The following is a 21,827-nucleotide window of genomic DNA, read 5'->3' as shown; positions in this document are numbered from 1 at the left end:
CTCAACCTGCCTTCATCGCAAGACCGCTAGCGGCGTCGAAGACACGCACCGACGACGCGGCGGGGGCGACGATGGCGGTGTCGCCGATCGCCAGCCCGACATCATTGTCGAACACCGTTTTCACAGCAGCCTCGCCGTGGCCGAGATGAACGATGGTGCGCGCGCCGATCCGTTCGACGAAGGTAACCTGCATGGCAAGGCCTTGCCCATCTTGCACCAGCGTCACTTGCTCCGGCCTAAATCCGTAAAGTACCTCGCCGCGTGCGCTGCGCATGGCCGCCGCGAGTTCTCCGGGCAGCGGCGGCGTGATGCCCAACGGTCCGAGGTCGACGACCAGCCCGCGGTCGCTCTCCACCGGCCTGCCCCTGAGCAGGTTCATGCCTGGCGCGCCGATGAAGCGGGCGACGAAGACATTGGCCGGATCGTTGTAGACCTCGAGCGGCGTGCCGACCTGCTGCAGCACGCCATGGTCCATGACCGCGATGCGGTCGGCCATGGTCATCGCCTCGAGCTGGTCGTGGGTGACATAGACCATGGTCTGGCGGAACTGCCGCTGCAGCTGCTTCAGTTCGGTGCGCATGACGGCCCGGAAAGCGGCGTCGACATTGGAGAGCGGCTCGTCGAGCAGGAAGATCGCCGGCTCCATGATCGCCGAGCGGCCGATCGCCACCCGCTGCAATATGTTGACCGACAGCCTGTCGGCCTTGCGGTCGAGCAGCGGCGTCAGCTGCAGCATCTCAGCGATGGCGCCGACACGGCGATCGATCTCGGCTTTGGCAGCCCCTCGCATTTTTGGTCCATAGGCAAGGTTCTGGCGCACCGTCATATGCGTGAAGATGGCGTAGTTCTGGAAGACGAAGCCGACGCCGCGCCGGCCCATCGGCACGCCGGCCATGTCGCGCTCGCCAAACAGGATCTTGCCGCCGGTCGGCTCTTCCATGCCGGCGATCATGTTCATCGTCGTCGACTTGCCGCAGCCCGACGGGCCGAGCAGCGCCATGAACTCGCCGTCTGATATTGCCAAATCCATGGTCTTCAGCGCGGTGAAGTCGCCGAATTTCTTGACTAGGTTTTGCAGGTGAATGGCGCTCATGTCGGTACCTCGCGTGCCCGCGCCATGCGCTTCATGGCAAACACCGCGACGATCGACAGCACGACCAATATGGCCAGCGCGATCGCCGCCACATAGCCCCAGATCAGGTCCTGCGTGGTGAGCTTGTAGATGTAGACCGAGATGGTCTCGGTAGCGACGCCGGGGCCACCGCCGGTCATGATGTAGAGCGTATCGAAGATCTTGAAGTTCTCGATCACCCGGATCGCCAGCGCGATGATGATGATCGTCTTCATCTTCGGCAGCACGATGGTGACGAAGCGCTGCCACGGATTGGCGCCGAGCAGCGTCGCCGCCTTGATCTGGTCCTCCGGCACGCCGACCAGGCCGGCAAGCAGGATAAGGAACATCAGCGGCGTCCATTGCCAGATGTCGGCGACCATCACCGCGATCAGCGCCAGAGTCGGATCCGACAGCCAGGCGATGGTGACGGGAGATCCGGTGAGCGCCGACAAGATGTCGTTCACCGGCCCCCCCGACTGGAACAGCATGAAGAACATGTAGCCGGCCACCGCCGGCACCACCATCATCGGCATCAGTAGGATCGAATAGAAGACGCGCTTGCCCGGGAAATCGTCGGCAAACAGCGTCGCCAGCGCCAGCCCGAGCAGGAACTCAACCGGCACGCAGACGATCATGACGATGGCCGTACGCTTCAGCGCACTCCAGAAGCGCGTGTCGACGGCGAGATCGGTGTAGTTGGCAAAGCTGTTCCACATCGACCAGGCGTTCCACCAGCCGGTGCCCGACAGGGGCGACCAGTCGGTGACGCTGATGTAGAGCTGCATCAACAGCGGGAAGGCCGAGATGAACAGCACCAGGATCTGCGCAGGCAGCGTGAGCCGGAAACCCAGCCTTGCGCCCTCATCGCGCGAAACCGGCTTTGCTCCGACCGCTTTCATCTCATCCTTGGAAGTCATGACAGTCACCGCGCTCATTGCTTGAGCGCCCCGAACGTCAACCCGCGCACCAGGTGGCGTTGGATGGCGATGCCCATGATGACCGGCGGCACGGCCGCGATCAGCCCAAGCGCCGCCTTGGCGCCATAGAGCTGCCCGGTCATCGAGGAGGACAAAGAGGCCATGTAGACCGGGATGGTCACCCATTCGCGCGTCGTCAGAAGCAGCGCGATCAAATAGTCCGACCAGTTGAGGATGAAGACGAAGAGCGCGGCACTGGCCAGCGGCGCGCGCATCATCGGCAACGTGATGCGGGTGAAGACGCGCAGCCGCGAACAGCCCTCGACAAGCGCCGCCTCCTCGATCTCGCGCGGCATGTCGTCGAAGAAGGTCTTCATCAGCCAGAAGGCGAACGGCAAGGTGACGATGCCGTAGATCAGCGCCAGGCCCCACCAGCTGTCGGTGAAGTTGAGGAAAGCCCACATGATCATCACCGGGATCATGACCGCCATCGGCGGAAAGATCCTGAGCTGGATCAGCGCCAGCGGCAGGTTCTGGCCGGAGCCGAAACGCGACAGCCCGTAGGCCGCGGTAGTGCCCGCCGACATGGCGATCACCGTGCCGAAAACCGCCGACAGCAGCGATGCGAGGATCGGCTTTAGCGCGTTACGGTCGAGCGCGACGATCAAATTGTTGGTCGACTCGCCGAAGACGAAACGGAAATTGCTGAGCGTCGGGTTCTTCGGCCACCAGGTCAGTTCGGCGCCGGTCGCCGACCATTCGGCGATCGGCTTGAACGCCATCGATACCATCCACAGGATCGGCACCAGCGTCACCGCTATGGCCGCGAAGATCGCGACATAGCGGAATATCAGGAAAGGAACGGAACGCTTCATCTGGCGGCTTTGCTGGTGGCGTTGTGGGCGGAGGGGAGAAGCAAGCTCCTCCCCTCCTTCGATATGATCCAGGGAGAAGGATCAGACGATTGGATCGAGGACTGTCGGCCAGGCCTCCTTGTTCGTCTTGATGGCTTCGAGCAGTTTGTCCTCGCCGGTGCGCCGGGCGATCTTTTTCCACTCTGCCTCGGTATCGGCCATCGCCTGCTCCGATGTCTTGGCCTTGGTCAGCGCCGCCATCAGGTTCTCGTCGAGCGCATTGTGGAAGGCTGTCGCGCCGGGATAGTTGATGGTTGGCACGGTGCGGGCGACCGTCTCGCGCACGACGTCCATGTGGTAGGCATGATAGGTCTGGCGCACCAGCGGATCGGAGAAGTCCGAAAGCCGGAACGGGTCCAGATAACCGCCGGGGTTGGCGCTCATCCATGCGTAGATACGGGCCGAGCCCAGCCATTGCAGCAGGAGATAGGCGACCTCCTGGTTTTTCGACTGCGACGAGACCATGCCGGTCAGCGAGAACCACAGCACGGAACGGCTGATCAGCTTGCCGCCGATCTCGCAGCCGGGCGGCAGCATCGAGCCGATCTTGCCGGTGACGGCTGAATCCTTGTTGCCGGCATTGTCGAGGAATTTCGGCAAGTTGGAGAAGGCGCAGGTCATCGCCGCACCACCCTTGGCGAAGTTGCCGTATTGCTCCGGCCAGCCCCACGAGATCGCATCCGGCGAATGATGCGCGAGCGAAGCGACATATTCGTTGGTGGCGGCAATGCCTTGCTCGGAATTGATCATCGGCTTGCCGTCATCGCCAAACAGGAACTGGTTGGGCGAAGCCATCGAGACATAGCGCTGGTACCAGTTGGTATAGCCCCAGCCCTGGTTGCGCAGGTCGGTCGAGCCGAACAGGCCCTTGTCCGGGCGCTGGAAAAAGGCGGCGATGTCGCCATGCTGCTTCCAGGTCTTCGGCGGCGCCAGATCGTAGCCGTATTTGTCCTTGAAGGCCTTCTTCTCGGCTTCGTCGCCGAACAGGTCGGTGCGGTAGACCCAGGTCTGGAAGTCGCCGTCCAGCGACACGCCATAGTTGGAGCCGCGGTATTTGTTGAGCAGCGACACGCCCTTGGCGCCGTTGACATAGCCGCTGACGGGATCGTCCCATTCGGGCTTATGCTGCGCGACAAAGTCATCGAGCTTGGCGATGCCGCCGGTTTCGGCGAGGTCGCCAAGACGGTTCCATTCGGTCGAGTAGATGTCGTAGGCCCCACCCTTGGTGGAGATGTCCTGCATCGTCTTGGTGAATTCCTGGCCGTTTGGCAAACCGACGATTTCGATCGCGATGCCGGTTTCCTTTTCCCACAGATCCTTGATCGACGGCGCACCGGCCGGGAAAGGCTGCGTGAGCTGGCCGATCGAGCCGTCGGACAGGCCGAGCACGATCTTGGCCGGCGCCTTGCCGGCGCCCTTCAGCGCCTTGGCTGCCTCGATGGCACGGCCTTCCGGCGTGTCGGCGCCATACTGGTAGCGCTCGGCCCCTTCGAAGCCCGTCGGGCCGCCGATCATGCCGGGCGCCAGCGCGTCGGCCGCATAGGCGCGACCGGGACGAATGAATTGGGGTGCGATACCAGCGGCGGTCATGATCACAGCCGCCTTTCCTCCGGATGCCAGCAGCCGGCGCCGCGAGATGCGGATCAAGTCAGACATTGAAACTCCTCCCTCAGGGCCACGTTTCCTCCACGACCCTTATGAGGGATATTGACTGCAGCCCGGCAAGGCTGTCAACATCATAAATAATCAAAACACATCATAACATTGCAATGGGGCAAGGAAATGCACAAAAACGGGATCCATCCGTCAAGCCGGATGCCTCAATTTGAGGGTACCCGACCCTTCCTGGCCCTGCGCAGCCCTGCCGGACCATTTGATTTAGCGCGGCGGCTTGCACATCGGCCAAGGGCGGATACATCATTTCCCATCAGAATCGCGGATGGCGGGGAAGCCGTCACCAGCCGATCCGACGCATGCAGGAGATGAAAGACGGTGCGTTCCACCCTGACTGACATAGCCCGGGAGGCCGGCGTCTCGGCCGCCACCGTCGACCGCGTGCTCAACAACCGACCCGGCGTACGGGCGCGCACACGGGAAATCGTGCTCGAAATGGCGCAGCGCCTCGGCTACATCGCCGAAGGCCCGAACGGCGCGCCGCCACGACCCTCGCCCGGCGAGGTCATCCGGCTCGACTTCGCCCTGCCGGCCGGCACCAATTCCTTCATCAAGATGCTGCACCGCCAGATCGAGGCACAGGCTCTGGCGCGGCCCGACCTCGATGTCCATATCGCCACCATCGAGGGCTTCAATCCTGACCGGCTTGCTCGCCTGTTGCAGGATCTGCGCGGACAGACGCAAGGCGTCGGCGTCATCGCGCTCGACCATCCGACGGTGCGCGAAGCAATCCGCTCCCTGTCGGCCAACGACATCAAGGTGGTGACCATCGCCTCCGACATCCTGCATGTACCCAGGGTCGCCTATATCGGCATCGACAACCGCGCCGCCGGGCGGCTGGCCGGCTATCTGCTCAACCGCTTCATGGGATCGGGGCGTCCGGGCAAGGTGGCGCTGTTCGCCGGCTCGCTGTCTTATCGCGGCCACGAGGAACGCGAGATGGGGTTCCGCCACGTATTGACCGAGGAATCACCCAATCTGCAGATCGTCGAGATGCGCGAAATGCTCGACGACCGCGAGAAGGCCTATTCGGAGGCATCGGCCCTGCTGGAGCGGCACCCCGACCTTGCCGCGATCTACAATGTCGGCGCCGGCAACACCGGCATCGCCCGCGCGCTCAAGGAGCGCGGCCGCGCCCAATCCATGGTCTTCCTCGGCCACGAAGTGACGGACGGCACCAAGGACCTTCTGCTCGACGGCACGCTCGACGCGGTGATCGACCAGAACCCGCGCGTCGAGGCCCGCGAAGCGCTCAACACCCTGATCCATGCGGTCCGGGGGCTGCCCTACGAATTGCACCAGCCAAGGCTGCAGGTGATCTTCAAGGAGAACATTCCGGAGATTTGACCTGTACGAGGCGGCGCCGCAAAGCGCCGCCCGCTCGATCTTTCCGGGCCTATTGGACGGCAGCGACTTCAGCCGCGGCGCCATCGACAAAGCTCTTGTCGACCCATTTGCCATAGTCGATCGAGCCCTTCAGGAGCCCGGCGCTGGCCATGAATTTCTCCTCGCCCTGCAAGGCGGCGATCGCGTCGTCCGTGAGTTTCGGATCCTGATGGAACACCCCGTCGGCATAGGTCTTGCGGACGGATTTTTCCGACGACTTGGTCGCCTCGACAAAGGTCTTGATCGTCTGGTCCGGATGGGCGTCGGCCCAGCGCGAAATCTCGATATCGACCTTCAGCAGCCGCTTGACCAGATCGGGATATTTCGCCGCGAAGGCGCCGTTGACCGAGATGACGTTGGGCACGTTCCATTCCGGATGGGTGCTGGTGTCGAACAGGACGCGCGCCTCGCCGGTGTCGACCAGCTTGGCCGCCGTCGAATCGGTCTCGACAATGGCGTCGATATCGCCGCGCAGCAGCGCCGGGCCGGATGCCTCGAAAGGCAGGTTCAGACCTTCGACATCATTGGTGGTCAGGCCGACGCTGTTCAGCGCCTTGCTGAAATTCGAATGCCGCACCGTGCCGGTCAAATAGGCGACCTTCTTACCCTTGAGATCCTGCAGCGTCTTCAGCGGCGAGTCGGTCTTGACGACGATGTAGGAACCGCCGGCCTTCACATAGCTCGACAGGCCGATCAGCCTGACGTCGGCGCCGGACGCAGCAACGCGCAGCGCTGGATTGTTGCCGGTATAGGTGAATTCGATCGCGCCGGTGGCCAACGCTGTCGTCGCCTCCGAACCGCCATTGAAAGTCACCAGTTCGACCTTGATGCCGTCCTTGGCGAACTCCTTCTCCCACCAGCCGTCCTTCTGGGCGAGGATGAATTTGAGATGCCCCGGCGCGGTACTGCCGATGCGGATGATTTCTGGCTTGTCCTGGGCGAAGGCAGGCATGCCGCCAAGGCCGATGGCGACGGCAATGGCGCCCTTCAGGAGCAGTCGGCGAAGTGCATCGAATGGAATGCTGGGCATGGGAAAAATCCTTCCTGATTGGAATGAATGGACGGCTCAGATGAGCGAGGTCTCGGACTGGCCTTTCCAGGCTGTCGCCCAGCGCTCGAACCAGACGAGCAGGTAATTGACGGTCAGGCCGATGACGGTCAGCGTCAGGATGCCGGCATACATGTCGGCCGTTTCCATCATCAGCTGCGAGTTCTGGATGAGGAAACCGAGGCCGGATTTGGCAGCCAGCATCTCGGCGCCGATGACCGCGAACAGCGAGGATTTCACCGCCAGCCGGGCGCCGGCGACGATCGAGGGAATGCTGGCCGGCAGGATGACTTTCCGGAACAGATCGAAATCGGACGTACCCATCGAGCGCGCCGCCTTGATCAGCAGCGGATCCACCGACTTGACGCCGCTGATCGTGTTGACGAGGAGAAAGAAAACCGAGGAGTAGAAGGTGATCGCCACCTTCGATTCCTCACCGATGCCGAGCAACAGGATGAACACCGGCAGCAGCGCGAATTGCGAAGTGTTGCGCAGCGTCTGCACCAAAAGGTCGGAAACCTTCTCAAACAGCGAATAGCGCCCCATCAACAGACCGAGCGGGATGGCCACCACCACGCCGAGTGCGAAGCCAATGGCAGCGCGCTGCAGGCTTATGCCAATATGCTCGATCAGCACGCCCGAGGCGAGCAGCGCCCACCAGGCGACCAGCACCTCGCTCAGCGGCGGAAAGAAGATCCGGTTCAGCCAGCCGAGCCGGGGCGCGATCTCCCACAGCAGGAAGAACAGGCCGAGCAGCGGCAAGCCATAGAGGAACGTGCCGTGGCTCGCTTTCTTGCTCCGGTTCTTGGCGCTGGCCTTGATGGCGGGGACCCTGGCGGCAGCGACCGTTTCGCCAGCGCCGGCAAACAGGTGGAGCGCTCCAGCGGAGCCAAACTTCTCGGTCAGATAGGCCATGGGTCCAGCTCCTCAGTGACTGAAGGCTGGCGACAGGGTCCAGTCCTTCTGCGCCTTGTTGACCTCGTCGCGCAGCACGTCCCAGACGCGGGCGCGATAGGCGTTGAATTCGGCGCTGGCGCGGATGTCGCCGTCGCGCGGCCGTGGCAGGTCGATATCGATGATCTCCTTCACCGCGCCCGGCCGCGCCGTCATCACCACCACGCGATCGGCGAGGAAGATCGCCTCGTCGATCGAGTGGGTGACAAAAATGACAGTCGTGTTGATCTTGCCCCAGATCCGCAGCAGCTGGCCTTGCAGCAGTTCACGCGTCTGCTGGTCGAGCGCCGCGAACGGCTCATCCATCAGCAGCACTTCCGGGTTGCTGGCCAGCGCACGCGCGATTGCCACACGCTGCTGCATGCCGCCGGACAGCTGGTTGGGAAAACGGTCCTCGAAACCAGCAAGGCCGAACAGCGCCAACAGATGGCGGGCTGTGGCGGTACGCTCGGCCTTGGCCACGCCGCGCACTTCCAGCGCATATTCGATGTTGGCGAGCGCCGTACGCCAGGGAAACAGCGCATATTGCTGGAAGACATAGCCGGTCTTGGGATCTGGCCTGGTGATGCGCCTGCCGTCGAGCTGGACGTCGCCACCGGTCGCCTGCGTCAGCCCGCCGATAATGTCGAGCAGCACCGACTTGCCCGAGCCGCTCGGGCCAACCAGCGTGATGAATTCGCCTTTGCGGATCGAGAGATCAACGCCGTCGAGCACGGTGACGCGGTCGGTCGCCTCGCCATCCACGGTGACGAACTGCCCCGGCTTGAGCTGGAACGTCTTGCTGATGTCGCTGACGACGATCCGGTCCATGTTCGGGCGGTCCATATCTGTCTCCGATCGGTTCACTGCGCCACGCGGATGCGGTGCGTCGGGTCGAATTCCGAGCCGCCCGCCTTGCCGCGCTTCCAGCCAAGCGCGCGGGCATAGGAGCCGAACAGCCGTCGGGCGTCGGCCTGAGCTTCCGTGATGCCGGTCGGCCCTTCGGCGAACTCGGCCACATAAAGCGCGTCGGTCGGGCAATAGATCTCGCAGAGAAAGCAGGTCTGGCAGTCCTCCTGGCGAGCGATCACCGGCACGCCATTGTCGGTCGCGTCGAAGACGTTGGCCGGGCACACCTTGACGCAGATGTCGCATTCGACGCAGCGCGTGGCCGAGACGATCTCGATCATGACGCCAGCTCCGCCAGCCGCTCAGGCGCACCTGCGATGCGGAACTCATCCACACCGGTGATGACCAGCCGGTGCGCGAAGGCCGGGCTCTTGCCCGGCAGATCGGTGCGGCGGTGCATGCCGCGGCTCTCGGTGCGGTGCAGCGCTGCGGCCACGGACCAGCGCCCGGCAGCGGCGATCGATGCCGCCTCGCGGGTACGGACCCGATCCAGCCCCTCGCCTTGCAGATGGTCGCGCACGTCGCGCCAGACACTCTCCAGCCGCTCGCCGCTTTTCTCCAGGCCCTCGCCGGTGCGGAAGAAATTCTTGTCGAGCGGCGTCACCTCGTTGCGCACCGCCTCGATGACTTCGCCTGCCGAGGTGTCGGCACGCGGCGAAGATGCAGGACGCAATCCAGCCTGGCCGAGCGATTGCACCGCGCTGCGGAAGGCCTTGCCGGTGCGGCGCTTGGCATGGGTCGAGGCGCCCTTGCCGGCCCACCAGCCGCTGGCCAGCGCCCAGGATGAATTGACGGCGCCGCCGCCCGACACGGCCCCGGTCATCATCTCGCGGCTGGCGGCATCACCGGCGACGTAGAGGCCGGGCACGCCGGTGGCGCAATCGTCGGAGACGATGTCGATGCCGCCGGTGCCGCGCACCGTGCCTTCGGCGCGCAAGGTGATGCGGAACAACTCGCTGAACGGGTCGATGCCGACGCGGTCATAGGGCACGAAGCAATTCGGCTGGCCCTGGCGCAGCCAGCCTTGCAGCGCCGGTTCGGCCTGATCGAGCCGCGCATAGACCGGGCCGTCGATCAGCGCGCGCGCCACTTCCTCCTCGCGGTCGCCGATGCCGTTACGCAACGGCTCGCCGGTCGGTCCGACGATCGGCGAGCCATCTTCGCGATGGAACGAGGCCCAGCGGAACGGCAGGCCCTTGTTCAGCGATGAGCCATAGGGCGCCAGCGTGTATTTGCCGGTGAACTCCATGCCCGACAGGCTGGCGCCGGCTTCGGCCGCCATCAGATAGCCGTCGCCAGTCAGCCCGGTGGCGCCGAGGATGCGTTCGCGAAAGGCGCAGCCGCCGGTCGCCAGCACCACGGCGTTGGCGTCGACGCGCCAGTCCTGGCCGATCTGTCTCGCAACACCGGCGGCGCCGACAATGGCATCGCCGTCGGACAGAAGTTCGAGCGCCGGATGATGGTCGAGCACGGTGACGCCGGCCAAAAGCACCCGGCGGCGCATGAAGCGCATGTAGTCCGGGCCGCGCAGATTGGCGATGTAGAGCCGTCCGTCATCCTCGCTCGGAAAGGGATAGCCCCATTCGGACAGCCTGAGCAGGTTGCGGTAGGCGGTGTCGACGCAGCGCAGCATCCAGCGCGGGTCGGCGAGTTCGCCGGTGCGCTGCCAGCGTCGTTCGACCACGGCGTGCCTGTTGTCACCCGGCGGCACGCACCAGGTGCCGGTGTTGGACGGCGCGGTGGCGCCGCTGGTGCCGAGATAGCCCTTGTCGGCCAGCACCACCTTGGCGCCGCCCTCGGCCGCCGCGACTGCCGCCCAGGCGGCCGACGGGCCGCCGCCCAGCACCAGCACGTCTGCCTGGAGCAGCAAGCTGTCGGAAGCGGATTTTTGCGGCTTGTGCATGGACACCTGGCGAATGCGTCGAGGCCGGCGCTAGGCCGCGCGCGCCGCGCTGGAAGACCAGACCGGCTCGTTGCCGGCACTCCATTTGATGTTGCAGCCGATCGACGGCACTTGGCTGGCAATGGGCCTGCCGCCCTCCAACACCGTGTCGACCGCCGCTCGCAGATCGGCACCCGTCACCGGCTTGCCGTTGCCCGGCCGCGCCTCGTCGAACTGGCCGTGATAGGCGAGCCGCCGGTCGGTATCAAACAGGAAGAAGTCGGGCGTGCAGGCCGCGCCATAGGCTTTCGCCGTCTGCTGCGACGCATCCTTGAGATAGGGGAAGGAATAGCCAAATTTTTCGGCCTCTTCGCCGATACGGGCAAGCGTTTCTTCCGGATGCGCTTCGTGGTCGTTGGCGTTGATCGCCACCACTTGCAGCCCCTTGCCCGCATAATCCCTGGCGAAAGCGGCAAGCTGCTCGCGGATCAGCACGACGAACGGGCAACGGTTGGAAATGAAGGCGACGAGCAGGGCCGGCTTGGCGTCGAAATCGGCGAGGCGGTGCAGCACGCCTTGCGCGTCGGGCAACAGGAAATCGGCCGCCCTGGTGCCGAGGTCGATCGGATTGGACTCTGTCTTCGGCATCGATGCGCTCCCTTGTGCAACCATTTTCACAGGCCAAGGTGCGAGCGCCCTGAACGTCCGCAGTTAGTCTATGAATTTAGTATAATTTTAGGCTGGATAGCGCATTCGCGGTCAACCGCGCGGCTTAGAATATCGTGCCAATGTTTCAGGCCGAGCCGCCAAGTTTGTTCGGGCGGAAGCCGATCCGGAGAAATCCGGACGGACAGGATTTATCAAGCTCAACTGGTTCGCCGACGAATTGGTACTGCCCAGCCGAACCGCCTTGCGATTTTACGGCGTCATTCCCCTTCCGGATAAAGCGCCTTCGCCAGATCGCGGATCGCATCTGATGTGCGCGGCCCGAAGCCGATCATGTAGGCGCCGTCAAGCACGACCAGCGCCTTGTTGGCCGCCGCCGGCGTTGCCGCCAGCGCGCGGTTGCCGAACACCTGCTCGGGCGTCGGCCCGCTCTTGCCGTCGCTCATCATCAGGATGACGTCAGGCGCCATCTCGATCAGCTTTTCCTCCGATGCCGCCCTGTAGCCATGCACGACATCCATCGGGTTGAGGCCGCCGGCATAGCGAATGATGGCGTCGGCAGAGGTGCCGGCGCCGGCAGCGCTCAGCTTCACGAGGCCATGGAAGAACACCACCTTCTTGCGCCGCTCCGGCGGGATTTTTGCTGCCAGATCGGCTGCCGTCTGAAAGGCGGTGAGCACCTCGGCGGAAACCACCTTGCCCTTGTCCTCGAGCCTAAGGCTGGCGGCGATCAGGGTGATCTTCCGCTCGATGCCTTGCGGGCTGTTGTCCTGCGGGACGAAGACGATCGGGATCGCCAGTGATTTTAGCACCTCGACCGCCTCCGGCGGTCCGCTGTCCTCGGCCGCCAGGATCAGGTCGGGACGCAGGCTGGCCAGCCCCTCGACCGAAAGCTGGCGGCGGTAGCCGACATTGGGTTTTTGCGCGACTTCAGGCGGATATTTGCTGCCGCGATCGACGGAGATGATCCGCTCGCCGGCGCCCAGCGCGTGGACGATCTCGGTGACGTCGGAGCCGAGCGTCACGATTCGGGTCGCCGCGCCCGGCACGACGGTTCGCCCCAGCGCGTCGACAACGCCCTCGGCGGCCAGCGCCTGGAAACCACAGGAAGGCGCCAGCACCGACAGCGCCAGAAGCAGCACCGCCGCGATCCTGCCAGGTTGCGACCAGTGGGTCGTCTTGCCTTCGCCTAAACTGCCGACCATGCCGCTGTTCCCGTGCCAGATGCTTCTCGATGATGGTCGGCTATAAATTTAAAGTTGACTTGTGTCATCATGTTTTAATATGTGACCCCTGCCCCGGCCCGCCTGGTCGAGGGATTCTCGATCATGCCAGCCAAGGCCCTTCAGCCACCGCCAGCAGTTTTGCTTTTGCTTGGGGGCTGCATGACGATGACAACGACAACAAACACGACCTTGATGGCGAGCACCGCGCTCGCCTTCGTGCTCGGCCTCTGCGCCGTGCCTCTTGCCAGCGCGCAGGAACAGGACCAGGAGAAAAAGGCCGCCGCCAAGGCCGGCCGCCTGGCGCCGGCCAGTGCCGCGCAGAATCAGCCGGCGACGATGCTCGACGTGATCACCATCTCGGCGACGATGATCAAAACGGCGGTGATCGAATCGATGGCCGCCATCAGCGCCGTCGATCAGGACGAACTCGACCGCATTCAGCCCGACACAGCGGCCGACATCTTCCGCACCACGCCCGGCGTCGCTGCCTCGATGAATGGCGACGATCCCGCAACCGCCATCAACATTCGCGGCCTGGAGCAATATGGCCGCGTCGTCGTGACGCTCGACGGCGCCCGTCAGGACTATTGGCGCGTCGGTCATGGCTCTGGCTCGTTCTATGTCGAACCGGACCTGATCAAGGAAGCCACCGTCATTCGTGGCCCGGTGTCGAATGCCTATGGGTCAGGCGGCATCGGCGGCGTCGTCTCCTTCGAGACCAAGGACGCCGGCGATTTCCTCAAGAAGGACGAGCGCTGGGCGCTGAGCGAGAAGCTCGGCTACGAGGACAATGGCGACGGCTTCACCACCAGCACCACCGGTGCCTACCGCTTCAGCGACGATGCCGACATCATCGGCAACCTCATCTACCGCGACCGCGACAGCTACACCGACGGCAATGGCGAGACCGTGCCATGGACCGGCGAGCGGGTGACCAGCGGCTATCTGAAGACGACGCTGCGGCCGGCCGATGACCATGAGCTGAAGCTCGGCGCCATCCTGCAGCGCTACAACGACCAGATCACCGGATCCAGCGGCTCGACCTCGCCGACGCTGAGCCGCTACGACACCAACACCACCAACCAGACCTACACCGCCGCCTACACCTGGAAGCCAGACGACAACGAGCTGATCGACTTCAGCGCCAATGCCTACCACAACCGCACCCGCACCGAGCAGACGCAGGTCGCGCCTGCCTCAGGGATCGGCAATTTCCGTTTTTACGATGTCGCCACATCCGGCTTCAACGTGAAGAACTCCTCACGTTTCGACGCCTGGGGACTAGCACATACGCTGACCTACGGACTCGATTACTACTATCTCGAGGCCTCCTCGGAAGCGGCGCATTTCGGCGCTGGCGAACAGCAGGGCTATGGCGGCTTCCTGCAGTGGCAGGGCGATTACGAGGACTGGCTGCAGGTCATCACTGCGATGCGGTATGACGGCTACCAGCTCGATGGCGAAACGCGCATCCCGTCGCCGCAGGAAGCCTCGATCTCCGGCGATCGTTGGTCGCCGCGCCTCACCGTCGGCGTCACGCCATTCGATGGCTTCCAGCTCTATGGCACCTATTCCGAAGGCTATCGGGCGCCGGGCCTGCAGGATGTCTTCCGCGGCGGCGGCGCGCATGGCGGCGGCGATACATACCGGCCCAATCTTCTGCTGCAGCCCGAGACGGCGAAGAACTGGGAGGCCGGCATCAACGTCAAGTATGACGATGTTCTGACGGCGGGCGACCGGTTGCGCGCCAAGCTCAACGTCTTCCACACTGCCGTCGAGGATTACATCGACGTCGACCTGACCGTCCTGCCGCGCACCGCGATCAACATCGGCGACGCCCGGCTGAAGGGCATCGAGGCCGAGATGGTTTATGACTACAACTGGGGTTTTGTGAACCTTGCCGGCGCGTTGATCGACGCCAAGGTCGTCAGCGGCGTCTATTCCGGCCAGGCGCTGAACAACACGCCGCTCGACCGCTTCTCGGCCACCATCGGCTTCCGCATGCTGGAGGACCAGCTCACCGTCGGCGCGCAATATCTCAGCGTCGGCAAGATCACCCGCACCAGCCGCACCAATCCCAACGCCGTGCCGGTCGTCGATGACGGTTTCGATCTGGTCAACGTCTTCGCCAACTGGCGCGTCAATGACAACCTCAAGCTCGGCTTCGGCGTCGATAACATCTTCAACACCGCCTACACCGACCCGCAAAGCGCATGGTCGACCTCGGCGGCAACCGAACAGGGCAAGGGCCGCACCTTCAAGGTGGCGCTCACCGGCAGGATCGGAGGCTGACAATGAGCCAAGCATCGGTGCGTGAACTGGCCTGTGAGGCACAGCTCAACCTGCGACATCTGCCCGATTACATGGACAGCATCAGCGACAGACTGCAGAGCTTCGAGGCCGATGCTTCGCATCAGGGACAGCGCATCGATTTCCGCTTTGCCTTCGGTGGCGCCTCTTTCGACATGGAACGGCTGGTGATGCGGGCCAATGCCGCCGACCGCGACGGGCTGGCCCGTATCAAGGACCTGCTGGCCACGGCCGTACAGGTCTACGCCAAGGAGGAAAATCCCGAGATCGTCTGGACCGGCGATCTCTCAGGCGAAACCAGCCTCGCTCAGTTCCGCGAGATGGTGGTGACGGATATTCGCGACCTCACCCCGCATATGCGCCGCATCCGGCTGGCCGGCGAGGATCTCAGCCGTTTCGCCAAATTCGGCGGCATGCATATCCGCATGCTGTTTCCGACCAGGGAGGTGCCCGATCCGCTGTGGCCGGTGCTCGGCGGCAATGGCTTGCCGGTCTGGCCCGCCGATGACCAGCGCCCGGTGGCGCGCGTCTACACCATCCGCGCGCTCGACGTGGAAAAGGGCATCATCGATGTCGACTTCCTGATTCATACCGGCGAGAGCGTCGGCTCCACCTGGGCCATGCAGGCAGCGCCCGGCATGAAGGTCGGCATCATGGGACCGGTCGGCCGTCCGGTGCGGCAGGCAGAATGGTATGTCTTGGGTGCCGATGAAACCGGCCTGCCGGCGCTGGCGCGGCTGCTGGAGACGCTGCCGGCCGAGACAAAAGGCGTTGCCTTCGTCGAGATCGCCAATGACGGTGAACGGCAGAAGATCGCCAACCCCACCCGCATCGAAGTGCATTGGCTGACACGGGATGGCGTGGCGGCGGGCGAGGACAGACGGCTGGCCGAGGCTGTCCGCTCGGTGGCGTGGCCGCAGGACGGTTCGGCCTTCGGCTGGTTCGCGGCGGAAGCCGCTGCCGCCAAGATCGTGCGCGAATATTGGCGCGACACGCTGGGACTTGGTCGCGATCAGACGCTGGCGGCTGCCTATTGGCGGCGTGGCTCTGCCGGATTGATGGCGGGGTGAACTCTGATGATCGGCCCGCCGTCTTTGCCGATGCCGATATCAATTTGATCACCGGAGACAAGGTTCGAAATATCGCACACCACCAGCGGCATGCGGATGTCATAAAGAAACTCGGCAACGATGGCGCCCACCGCCAGGATCGGGTCCGGCCGCTCCAGAAGAAGACCGGCCGGCGCCGTGCCTCTGCGGATCGCCTCGGCCAGCACCGAGGATGAAGACGATGAGCCGCGCCCGCTCGGCATGACCAAAATCCTGCCGGCGACATTTTGGCCGAGGCCGGGATGCGAATGGTCTGTTATGTCGCCGGTCTCGGCATCGATACCGCCCCAGAAGCTGAGGGGTTGCGAGAACACCAGCGCCTGGCCCTTGGCTTCGCCGGCCAACTGGAAGGTGCCGGTTCGTGCCACCGGTCGCGTCATGAGGCGCTCCGCACGACATGCCCGACGGCAGCGGAGCGGATGCAATCCTCCATCTCGGCAAAGGCGACGGACACGCCGATATTGCCCGGTGCATAATGCGCCCATTTGCCGGAATTGGTCATCACGACGCCGTCGAGGCGTTCCAGGATCGATGTGACATAGGTGCAGGTGTCGGCGACCGGGACCAGACCAAACGCCTCCATCCCCGCCAGCGCGCCCTCCTCCTGCAGTCGCGCCAAGGTCGCACGGCCCGTGTTGACGTAGATCGGGATGCGCCTTCCGGGTGCTGCCTCGCGCAGCAACGGCAACAGTCGCATCCACTCCTCATACGAAAAATGCGGCGTGCCGAGCGACACGGCCGCCACCGGCGCGCCATCCCGTACGCTCGATAGCCTGGCCAGCGCATGGTCGATATCGGCGCGGGTGATGCGGATCGTTTCGTCAGGCGCATGACCCTGGAACGCCTCATCGAGCGTCATCGCTTCCGGCGTGATGCCGACCGCATGGAACAGCGCCACAGCACCCGTCGTTGCAGCCGCCGCGCCCAGCGCCTTTAGCTGGTCCTCATCGCGCGGCTGCGGCAGACCGGCAATCACCGGAACGCGGTCGCCGCTCGCTTGCCCGATGAATAGCCCGACGCCGACGAAAAGGCTGTCGCTCGGCTCGCCGTCCGGAACATCCAGCTCAAATAGGATCCGGCCGCGCCGGTTCTCGCTCAGATGCAGACCCCAGGCCGGCGCGCGGCCGGTCATGGCGCAGCACAGATCGATGAAATCGCCATAGCGGTTGGTGCGCGCGCCGATCACCGAATTGGCAAAGACGATGGCGTTGGATTCGCCCCAGGCGATCTGCTCGCCGAACTCCGGCCTGAACCGCGTCTGGTAAGGTGCGCAAGTGAAGGTCGCCTGGCAGCCGAGCTCCAGATGCGCCTTCATCAGCCGCCGCGCCGGCACCTCTTCCGCTGCCGGCATCTTCACCATGCCGGGATGGATGAGGTCGAATGAGCCGACATTCAATGTCGTCGGCACCTGGACCCGGCCACCGCCTTCGACCAGCCGCTCGACGAAATCGAGCCCTGCCTTGCCGTGGTAGAGACAGCCATCGATATGGGCGCCAGTGATGTCGAGCAGACCGCGCGCCCCAACCGCATTGGAAAATGCGACGAGGATTTTCATGGCAGCGGCGGCGGACGGGCCCTGCTCGCCGTCGAGCATGGATCGGTCCTTAGCCGTCAATTCCAGCGTCATAGATGTGCTCCCGGCCCTATCTAGCCCGATGGAGGGACAGCACCCCCCTCTGCCCTGCCGGGCATCTCCCCCGCAAGGGGGGAGATTAGCCGTCATACCTGCTTTCGCAAATTTTCGACGTTGCAAAAAGGGCAGTGACGCTCAAACCGCCAATCTCCCCCCTTGCGGGGGAGATGTCCGGCAGGACAGAGGGGGGTGCGAAGGAACGCCAACAGTCCCTGCTATCGAACCGCGTCGACTAGTTTGCCGCAATCAGCACGGTGCTTTTCGGCGACCAACTGAGCATTACCTCCTGACCCTCGGCCAGTCTTTCGGCACCGGTGTTCTGCACGATGACCTTCAACGTCTGACCAGCGTGCTCGACAAAGTATGTGCTGTTGTTGCCGGCGAAAATGCGCTTGGAGACCTGCCCCTTGAGCATGTTGGCGTTGCCATCCGAAGCCCCGCCATCAATAGCAATACGGATGCGTTCGGGCCGCACCGCACAACTCGCCTTGGCACCAGCAGCAAGGCGAGCACCCGCGCCGGCGGCAATCGCCGTGCCGTCCGGCAGCCGGATGCCATCGCCCGTCGTATCGCCGCGAAAAATGTTGGCGTCGCCGAGGAAGGTGGCGGCGAATTCGCTCTTCGGCCGGTCGTAGATCTCCTCCGGTGGTCCTTCCTGCACCAGCCTGCCGTCGCGCAATATGCCGATGCGGTCGCTCATCGTCAGCGCTTCTTCCTGGTCATGGGTAACGAAAATGGTGGTGATGCCGATCTCGCGCTGGATGCGCTTGAGCTCGATCTGCATATCGACGCGCAGCGCCTTGTCGAGCGCGCCGAGCGGCTCGTCGAGCAGCAGCACGCGCGGCTTGGTGACGATGGCGCGGGCGAGCGCCACGCGCTGGCGCTGGCCGCCCGACAGCTGATGCGGCCGCCGCCCACCGAGCTTGCCGAGTTGCACCAGATCGAGCGCGCGCTGCACCTCGGTAGCGATGATCGCCCTGGCCTCGCCGCGCACCGACAGGCCGAAGGCGACATTGTCGGCGACGCTCATATTGGGAAACAGCGCATAGTTCTGAAACACCATGCCGATGCGCCGCTTTTCGACCGGCACCCGCTCAACGCTTTCGCCGCCGATGGTGATGCGGCCGGAATCGGGAAAATCGAACCCCGCGATCTGCCTGAGCAGCGTGGTCTTGCCGCTGCCCGATGGCCCGAGCAGCGCATAGAAGCCGCCATCGGCGAAATCGATAGAGACATCGTCCAGTGCCTTGTGCGCGCCGAAACTGCGCGAGACATCAGATACCTGCACGCCGGCCATTATTTCTCTCCGCCGAATTTGAAGAACCGCGCTGTCAGCAGCATCAGCGCCATCGACACGACAATGATGATGGTCGAGACCGCGTTGATCTCGGGCGTAAAACCCTTGCGGATCGCGGCGTAGATTTCGACCGGCAGCGTCGTCTGGCCCGGCGTCGCCAGGAAATAGGACACGACGAACTGATCGAACGAAACGGCAAACGCAAACAGCCCGCCGGCGATGACGCCGGGCATGATCCAGGGCAGCGTAACGCGCCTCGTCACCTGCCACTGGTTGGCGCCGAGCGAGCGCGCCGCCTCTTCCAGCTCCGGCGCGAAGGTCTGCAGCCGGGCCGAGACGACGACGATGACATAGGGCAGCGCCAGCGCGACATGGCCGAGCAGGATCGCATGCAGGCCGCGGCCGATGCCGACACCGAAGAAGAAAATCAGCATCGCCGTGCCGGTGATCAGCCACGGTATGGCGATCGGCGGAAACAGCATCGCCTGCAGGAACTTCTTGCCGCGAAATTCGTAGCGATAGAGCGCCAATGATGCAGCCGAGCCGAGCACCACGCAGATGATCGTGGTGATGACCGCGATCTCGACGCTGTTCCAGGTGGCCGCGATCAGCTGGTCGTTCTGCCACAGCGAGGCGTACCATTCGGTCGTCCATTCGAACGGCAGTTGGTAGAAGGGCGAGACATTGAACGACATCAGCGCCATGATGATGATCGGCAGATAAAGAAAGGCGAGCAGCATAAAGATGTAGAGACGGCCGAGCCATTCGAGGATGCGGGTCGTCACCATCACGCGGCCCTCCGCAGCACCGGCGACGCCACCGCCAGGATGACCAGCACCACCGCCAGCAGGATGAAGGAGAGCGCTGCACCGAGCGGCCAGTTGAACACGGCGACGAACTGGTCCTCGATGACCGTGCCGTAGAAGGTGCCGGTGCGGCCGCCGAGGATGCGCGGTTCCATGAACGAGCCGACGACCGGCACGAAGATCAGCGCCGCACCCGCGACCAATCCGGGCATCGACAGCGGGATGATCACCCGCTTCAGCACCTGCAACCGCGATGCGCCAAGCGAGCGCCCGGCCTCGATCAGCGAGTCGTCGATCGCCTGCAGCGTCAGATAACAGGTCAGCACCATGTAGGGCACATAGGAGTGCACCAGCCCGATGATGACGGCTGGATAGGAATACATCAGGTCGATGTTGATCTTGAACGGCAGCACCGCGTTGAGCGCGGTGTCGAGAATGCCGCCCTCGCGCAAAACCATCGCCCAGGAAAAGATGCGCACCAGCCCGTTCGACCAGAACGGCAGGATGACGAGCAGGAAGATCGCCTCGCGGCTGCGCCCCTTCAGCACCTTGGCGAGCACGTAAGCCGCGGGATAGCCGATGACGACGCACCACAGCGTCACTTCGAGGCCAAGCCGCAGCGAGGCCAGCAGCAGCGTCAGATAGAGGCTTTGCGAGAAGAAGGCGGCATAGTTGCCAAGCGTGAACGCCCACGGCTTTCCCGACAGCGGCAGCTCGGTCATGAACGAGAAGAAGACCATAGCGGATAGCGGCAGGAAGATCGCCACCGTCAGCCAGAGATAGGCTGGCGCCAGCAGCGGCAATGCCGATCTCAGCCCGCTTCGCGACGCTGTCGCAGCTGCCATGGTACCCTCCTCCCAGTATTGGAAGAACCAGCCGACGCGAACCGCCGGCTGGCCTGGCTGTGATCTTACTTCACGTCGACCTTAAGCTGCTGCCAGAGCGCCAGATAGGCTTCGCGCTGGGCGTCGGTGATCGGCGCCTGGAACTGGATGCGCTTGGCCACTTCGGGATCACCCATGACCTTGCGGTTGAAGGCATCCTCGGGCAGCGCTTCCACCGCCTTGGTGTTGGCGGAGACGGGAGCACCGACCTTGGTGACCCATTCGACGTAGAATTTCGGGTCGATCATGTAGTTGATGAAGGCCTCGGCGCCGGCGACGTTCTTGGCGCCGACCGGAATGGAAAACGCGTCGAGCCAGGCGACGGCGCCTTCCTGCGGCACGACCAGCGAGACCGGCAGCTTGAAATGCGTCTTGGCGCGATCGGCCGAGCCGCTCCAGTAGGTGCCGATGTCGATCTGGTTGGAGGCGACCATCTGGTTCCAGTCGTTCTCCGAGCTCCAGAAGGTCTTGATCTGCGGCATCAGCGAGGTCAGCTTCGTCTTGACCGCATCCATATCCTTGATGTCGTTGATGTTCTGGCCAGTGGCGATGGCGCCGAACTGCACCGCTTCAACGGCGTCGTCGCGAATGACGACACGGCCCTTGTGCGCGGCATCCCACATCTCGGCGATGCTCGTCGGCGGCTTGTCGAAGGATTTTTCGTTGATGGCGAGCGCCGTCAGGCCCCATACCCACGGCACGCCATAGACCTTGCCGTCGTGGACGAGCATCGGCGATCCCGCCTTGTCCTTGCTGATGTCGGCGTAGTTCGGCAGCTTGGAAACGTCGATCGGCTGGATCAGCTTGCCGTCCATCGCCTGGTCGTTGAAGGCGGCGTTGATCATGACGACGTCGTAGAGGCCGGGATTGGTCCGGATCTTGGTCAGCATTTCCTGTTCGGAATTGAAGAAATCGTTGACGACCTTGTTGCCGGTCGCCTTTTCGAAAGCCTCGACGGCCCACGGCTCGTCGGCGCCGTAGCCCTTCCAGTTGAGCACATGCACTTCGTCGGCCTTGGCGGCGAACGTGAGTGCGGAGGTAAAGACGGCGGTCGCCGTCAGCAGAGCAGTCAAGTCAGGCATGCGCATGGTTGGTTCCTCTCTGTGGGTTTGCCCGCTT

General features: G+C 63.8%; 20 protein-coding genes. 3 read left to right on the top strand and 17 right to left on the bottom strand.

Going from position 1 to position 21,827, the window contains the following annotated elements; genetic code table 11:
- Nucleotide 1 precedes the first annotated feature (1 nt).
- The 4 genes from NKJ00_RS16760 to NKJ00_RS16745 all read right to left on the bottom strand — a co-directional run bounded on the left by NKJ00_RS16760 (nt 2) and on the right by NKJ00_RS16745 (nt 4,601).
- On the bottom strand, nt 2-1,093 hold the full coding sequence (locus tag NKJ00_RS16760; protein WP_128303409.1) for an ABC transporter ATP-binding protein: 1,092 nt from the start codon (nt 1,091-1,093) through the stop codon (nt 2-4).
- The gene (locus tag NKJ00_RS16755) at nt 1,090-2,049 is read right to left on the bottom strand and encodes a carbohydrate ABC transporter permease (RefSeq protein ID WP_128303408.1); all 960 of its coding nucleotides are present in this window, start codon (nt 2,047-2,049) and stop codon (nt 1,090-1,092) included. Before NKJ00_RS16755 ends, NKJ00_RS16760 begins: the two co-directional genes overlap by 4 nt.
- On the bottom strand, nt 2,046-2,906 hold the full coding sequence (locus tag NKJ00_RS16750; protein ID WP_128303407.1) for a carbohydrate ABC transporter permease: 861 nt from the start codon (nt 2,904-2,906) through the stop codon (nt 2,046-2,048). The genes NKJ00_RS16755 and NKJ00_RS16750 overlap by 4 nt, the downstream gene beginning before the upstream one ends.
- Nucleotides 2,907-2,987: 81 nt before the next feature.
- Nucleotides 2,988-4,601, bottom strand: coding sequence for an extracellular solute-binding protein (locus NKJ00_RS16745; RefSeq protein WP_352630462.1), 1,614 nt, complete (start codon nt 4,599-4,601; stop codon nt 2,988-2,990).
- Nucleotides 4,602-4,937: 336 nt separating this feature from the next.
- Between NKJ00_RS16745 and NKJ00_RS16740 the strand changes: the two genes are divergently transcribed.
- Nucleotides 4,938-5,966 carry a LacI family DNA-binding transcriptional regulator gene (locus NKJ00_RS16740; RefSeq protein ID WP_023814039.1) on the top strand — a complete coding sequence of 343 codons (1,029 nt, stop codon included), beginning with the start codon at nt 4,938-4,940 and terminating at the stop codon, nt 5,964-5,966.
- Between the two features lie 49 nt (nt 5,967-6,015).
- Here NKJ00_RS16740 and NKJ00_RS16735 read toward each other — a convergent pair whose 3' ends face one another.
- From NKJ00_RS16735 to NKJ00_RS16705, 7 genes are all read right to left on the bottom strand, one after another.
- On the bottom strand, nt 6,016-7,035 hold the full coding sequence (locus NKJ00_RS16735) for an aliphatic sulfonate ABC transporter substrate-binding protein (protein ID WP_352630460.1): 1,020 nt from the start codon (nt 7,033-7,035) through the stop codon (nt 6,016-6,018).
- Nucleotides 7,036-7,071: 36 nt separating this feature from the next.
- Entirely contained in the window at nt 7,072-7,968 is an 897-nt protein-coding gene (locus NKJ00_RS16730; RefSeq protein WP_352441191.1) for an ABC transporter permease, read from the bottom strand.
- A gap of 12 nt (nt 7,969-7,980) precedes the next feature.
- Nucleotides 7,981-8,817: an ABC transporter ATP-binding protein gene (locus NKJ00_RS16725; RefSeq protein ID WP_352630500.1), complete on the bottom strand. Its 837-nt coding sequence runs from the start codon at nt 8,815-8,817 to the stop codon at nt 7,981-7,983.
- 32 nt (nt 8,818-8,849) lie between these two features.
- Entirely contained in the window at nt 8,850-9,176 is a 327-nt protein-coding gene (locus tag NKJ00_RS16720; RefSeq protein ID WP_023814043.1) for a 4Fe-4S dicluster domain-containing protein, read from the bottom strand.
- The gene (locus NKJ00_RS16715) at nt 9,173-10,798 is read right to left on the bottom strand and encodes an FAD-binding protein (protein ID WP_352630458.1); all 1,626 of its coding nucleotides are present in this window, start codon (nt 10,796-10,798) and stop codon (nt 9,173-9,175) included. Before NKJ00_RS16715 ends, NKJ00_RS16720 begins: the two co-directional genes overlap by 4 nt.
- A 30-nt stretch (nt 10,799-10,828) precedes the next feature.
- On the bottom strand, nt 10,829-11,425 hold the full coding sequence (locus NKJ00_RS16710) for a thioredoxin family protein (RefSeq protein WP_023814046.1): 597 nt from the start codon (nt 11,423-11,425) through the stop codon (nt 10,829-10,831).
- A gap of 278 nt (nt 11,426-11,703) precedes the next feature.
- The gene (locus NKJ00_RS16705) at nt 11,704-12,648 is read right to left on the bottom strand and encodes a heme/hemin ABC transporter substrate-binding protein (protein ID WP_352554747.1); all 945 of its coding nucleotides are present in this window, start codon (nt 12,646-12,648) and stop codon (nt 11,704-11,706) included.
- Between the two features lie 186 nt (nt 12,649-12,834).
- On the opposite strand from NKJ00_RS16705, the gene NKJ00_RS16700 reads away from it, so the two are divergent.
- Nucleotides 12,835-14,961 carry a TonB-dependent hemoglobin/transferrin/lactoferrin family receptor gene (locus NKJ00_RS16700; RefSeq protein WP_352612621.1) on the top strand — a complete coding sequence of 709 codons (2,127 nt, stop codon included), beginning with the start codon at nt 12,835-12,837 and terminating at the stop codon, nt 14,959-14,961.
- A 2-nt stretch (nt 14,962-14,963) separates the two neighbouring features.
- A complete protein-coding gene (locus NKJ00_RS16695) occupies nt 14,964-16,049 on the top strand; it encodes an SIP domain-containing protein (protein WP_352630456.1) in 1,086 nt (361 codons plus the stop codon).
- Here NKJ00_RS16695 and NKJ00_RS16690 read toward each other — a convergent pair.
- The 6 genes from NKJ00_RS16690 to NKJ00_RS16665 all read right to left on the bottom strand — a co-directional run bounded on the left by NKJ00_RS16690 (nt 16,010) and on the right by NKJ00_RS16665 (nt 21,796).
- A complete protein-coding gene (locus NKJ00_RS16690) occupies nt 16,010-16,468 on the bottom strand; it encodes an aconitase X swivel domain-containing protein (protein WP_352441197.1) in 459 nt (152 codons plus the stop codon). The two genes, NKJ00_RS16695 and NKJ00_RS16690, sit on opposite strands and share 40 nt — an antisense overlap.
- A complete protein-coding gene (locus NKJ00_RS16685; protein ID WP_352630454.1) occupies nt 16,465-17,715 on the bottom strand; it encodes an aconitase X in 1,251 nt (416 codons plus the stop codon). The genes NKJ00_RS16690 and NKJ00_RS16685 overlap by 4 nt, the downstream gene beginning before the upstream one ends.
- A gap of 238 nt (nt 17,716-17,953) precedes the next feature.
- On the bottom strand, nt 17,954-19,018 hold the full coding sequence (locus NKJ00_RS16680; protein WP_352630452.1) for an ABC transporter ATP-binding protein: 1,065 nt from the start codon (nt 19,016-19,018) through the stop codon (nt 17,954-17,956).
- A complete protein-coding gene (locus tag NKJ00_RS16675) occupies nt 19,018-19,806 on the bottom strand; it encodes an ABC transporter permease (protein WP_352630498.1) in 789 nt (262 codons plus the stop codon). Before NKJ00_RS16675 ends, NKJ00_RS16680 begins: the two co-directional genes overlap by 1 nt.
- Nucleotides 19,806-20,669: an ABC transporter permease gene (locus NKJ00_RS16670; protein WP_127317861.1), complete on the bottom strand. Its 864-nt coding sequence runs from the start codon at nt 20,667-20,669 to the stop codon at nt 19,806-19,808. The genes NKJ00_RS16675 and NKJ00_RS16670 overlap by 1 nt, the downstream gene beginning before the upstream one ends.
- Before the next feature lie 65 nt (nt 20,670-20,734).
- Nucleotides 20,735-21,796, bottom strand: a complete 1,062-nt coding sequence (locus NKJ00_RS16665; RefSeq protein WP_128304631.1) for an ABC transporter substrate-binding protein — start codon at nt 21,794-21,796, stop codon at nt 20,735-20,737.
- Between the last annotated feature and the right edge of the window lie 31 nt (nt 21,797-21,827).

The sequence above is a fragment of the Mesorhizobium sp. M0227 genome (genome assembly GCF_040321855.1).
In the GTDB taxonomy this organism is placed as follows: Bacteria; Pseudomonadota; Alphaproteobacteria; order Rhizobiales; family Rhizobiaceae; genus Mesorhizobium.
This window is presented reverse-complemented; position numbering and strand designations above follow the sequence as displayed.

Bases quoted from the DNA above. Each gene is read 5' to 3' on its own strand.
- NKJ00_RS16760 (WP_128303409.1), bottom strand. From the start codon at position 1,093: ATGAGCGCCATTCACCTGCAAAACCTAGTCAAGAAATTCGGCGACTTC.
- NKJ00_RS16755 (WP_128303408.1), bottom strand. From the start codon at position 2,049: ATGAGCGCGGTGACTGTCATGACTTCCAAGGATGAGATGAAAGCGGTC.
- NKJ00_RS16750 (WP_128303407.1), bottom strand. From the start codon at position 2,906: ATGAAGCGTTCCGTTCCTTTCCTGATATTCCGCTATGTCGCGATCTTC.
- NKJ00_RS16745 (WP_352630462.1), bottom strand. From the start codon at position 4,601: ATGTCTGACTTGATCCGCATCTCGCGGCGCCGGCTGCTGGCATCCGGA.
- NKJ00_RS16735 (WP_352630460.1), bottom strand. From the start codon at position 7,035: ATGCCCAGCATTCCATTCGATGCACTTCGCCGACTGCTCCTGAAGGGC.
- NKJ00_RS16730 (WP_352441191.1), bottom strand. From the start codon at position 7,968: ATGGCCTATCTGACCGAGAAGTTTGGCTCCGCTGGAGCGCTCCACCTG.
- NKJ00_RS16725 (WP_352630500.1), bottom strand. From the start codon at position 8,817: ATGGACCGGATCGTCGTCAGCGACATCAGCAAGACGTTCCAGCTCAAG.
- NKJ00_RS16720 (WP_023814043.1), bottom strand. From the start codon at position 9,176: ATGATCGAGATCGTCTCGGCCACGCGCTGCGTCGAATGCGACATCTGC.
- NKJ00_RS16715 (WP_352630458.1), bottom strand. From the start codon at position 10,798: ATGCACAAGCCGCAAAAATCCGCTTCCGACAGCTTGCTGCTCCAGGCA.
- NKJ00_RS16710 (WP_023814046.1), bottom strand. From the start codon at position 11,425: ATGCCGAAGACAGAGTCCAATCCGATCGACCTCGGCACCAGGGCGGCC.
- NKJ00_RS16705 (WP_352554747.1), bottom strand. From the start codon at position 12,648: ATGGTCGGCAGTTTAGGCGAAGGCAAGACGACCCACTGGTCGCAACCT.
- NKJ00_RS16700 (WP_352612621.1), top strand. From the start codon at position 12,835: ATGACAACGACAACAAACACGACCTTGATGGCGAGCACCGCGCTCGCC.
- NKJ00_RS16695 (WP_352630456.1), top strand. From the start codon at position 14,964: ATGAGCCAAGCATCGGTGCGTGAACTGGCCTGTGAGGCACAGCTCAAC.
- NKJ00_RS16690 (WP_352441197.1), bottom strand. From the start codon at position 16,468: ATGACGCGACCGGTGGCACGAACCGGCACCTTCCAGTTGGCCGGCGAA.
- NKJ00_RS16685 (WP_352630454.1), bottom strand. From the start codon at position 17,715: ATGACGCTGGAATTGACGGCTAAGGACCGATCCATGCTCGACGGCGAG.
- NKJ00_RS16680 (WP_352630452.1), bottom strand. From the start codon at position 19,018: ATGGCCGGCGTGCAGGTATCTGATGTCTCGCGCAGTTTCGGCGCGCAC.
- NKJ00_RS16675 (WP_352630498.1), bottom strand. From the start codon at position 19,806: ATGGTGACGACCCGCATCCTCGAATGGCTCGGCCGTCTCTACATCTTT.
- NKJ00_RS16670 (WP_127317861.1), bottom strand. From the start codon at position 20,669: ATGGCAGCTGCGACAGCGTCGCGAAGCGGGCTGAGATCGGCATTGCCG.
- NKJ00_RS16665 (WP_128304631.1), bottom strand. From the start codon at position 21,796: ATGCGCATGCCTGACTTGACTGCTCTGCTGACGGCGACCGCCGTCTTT.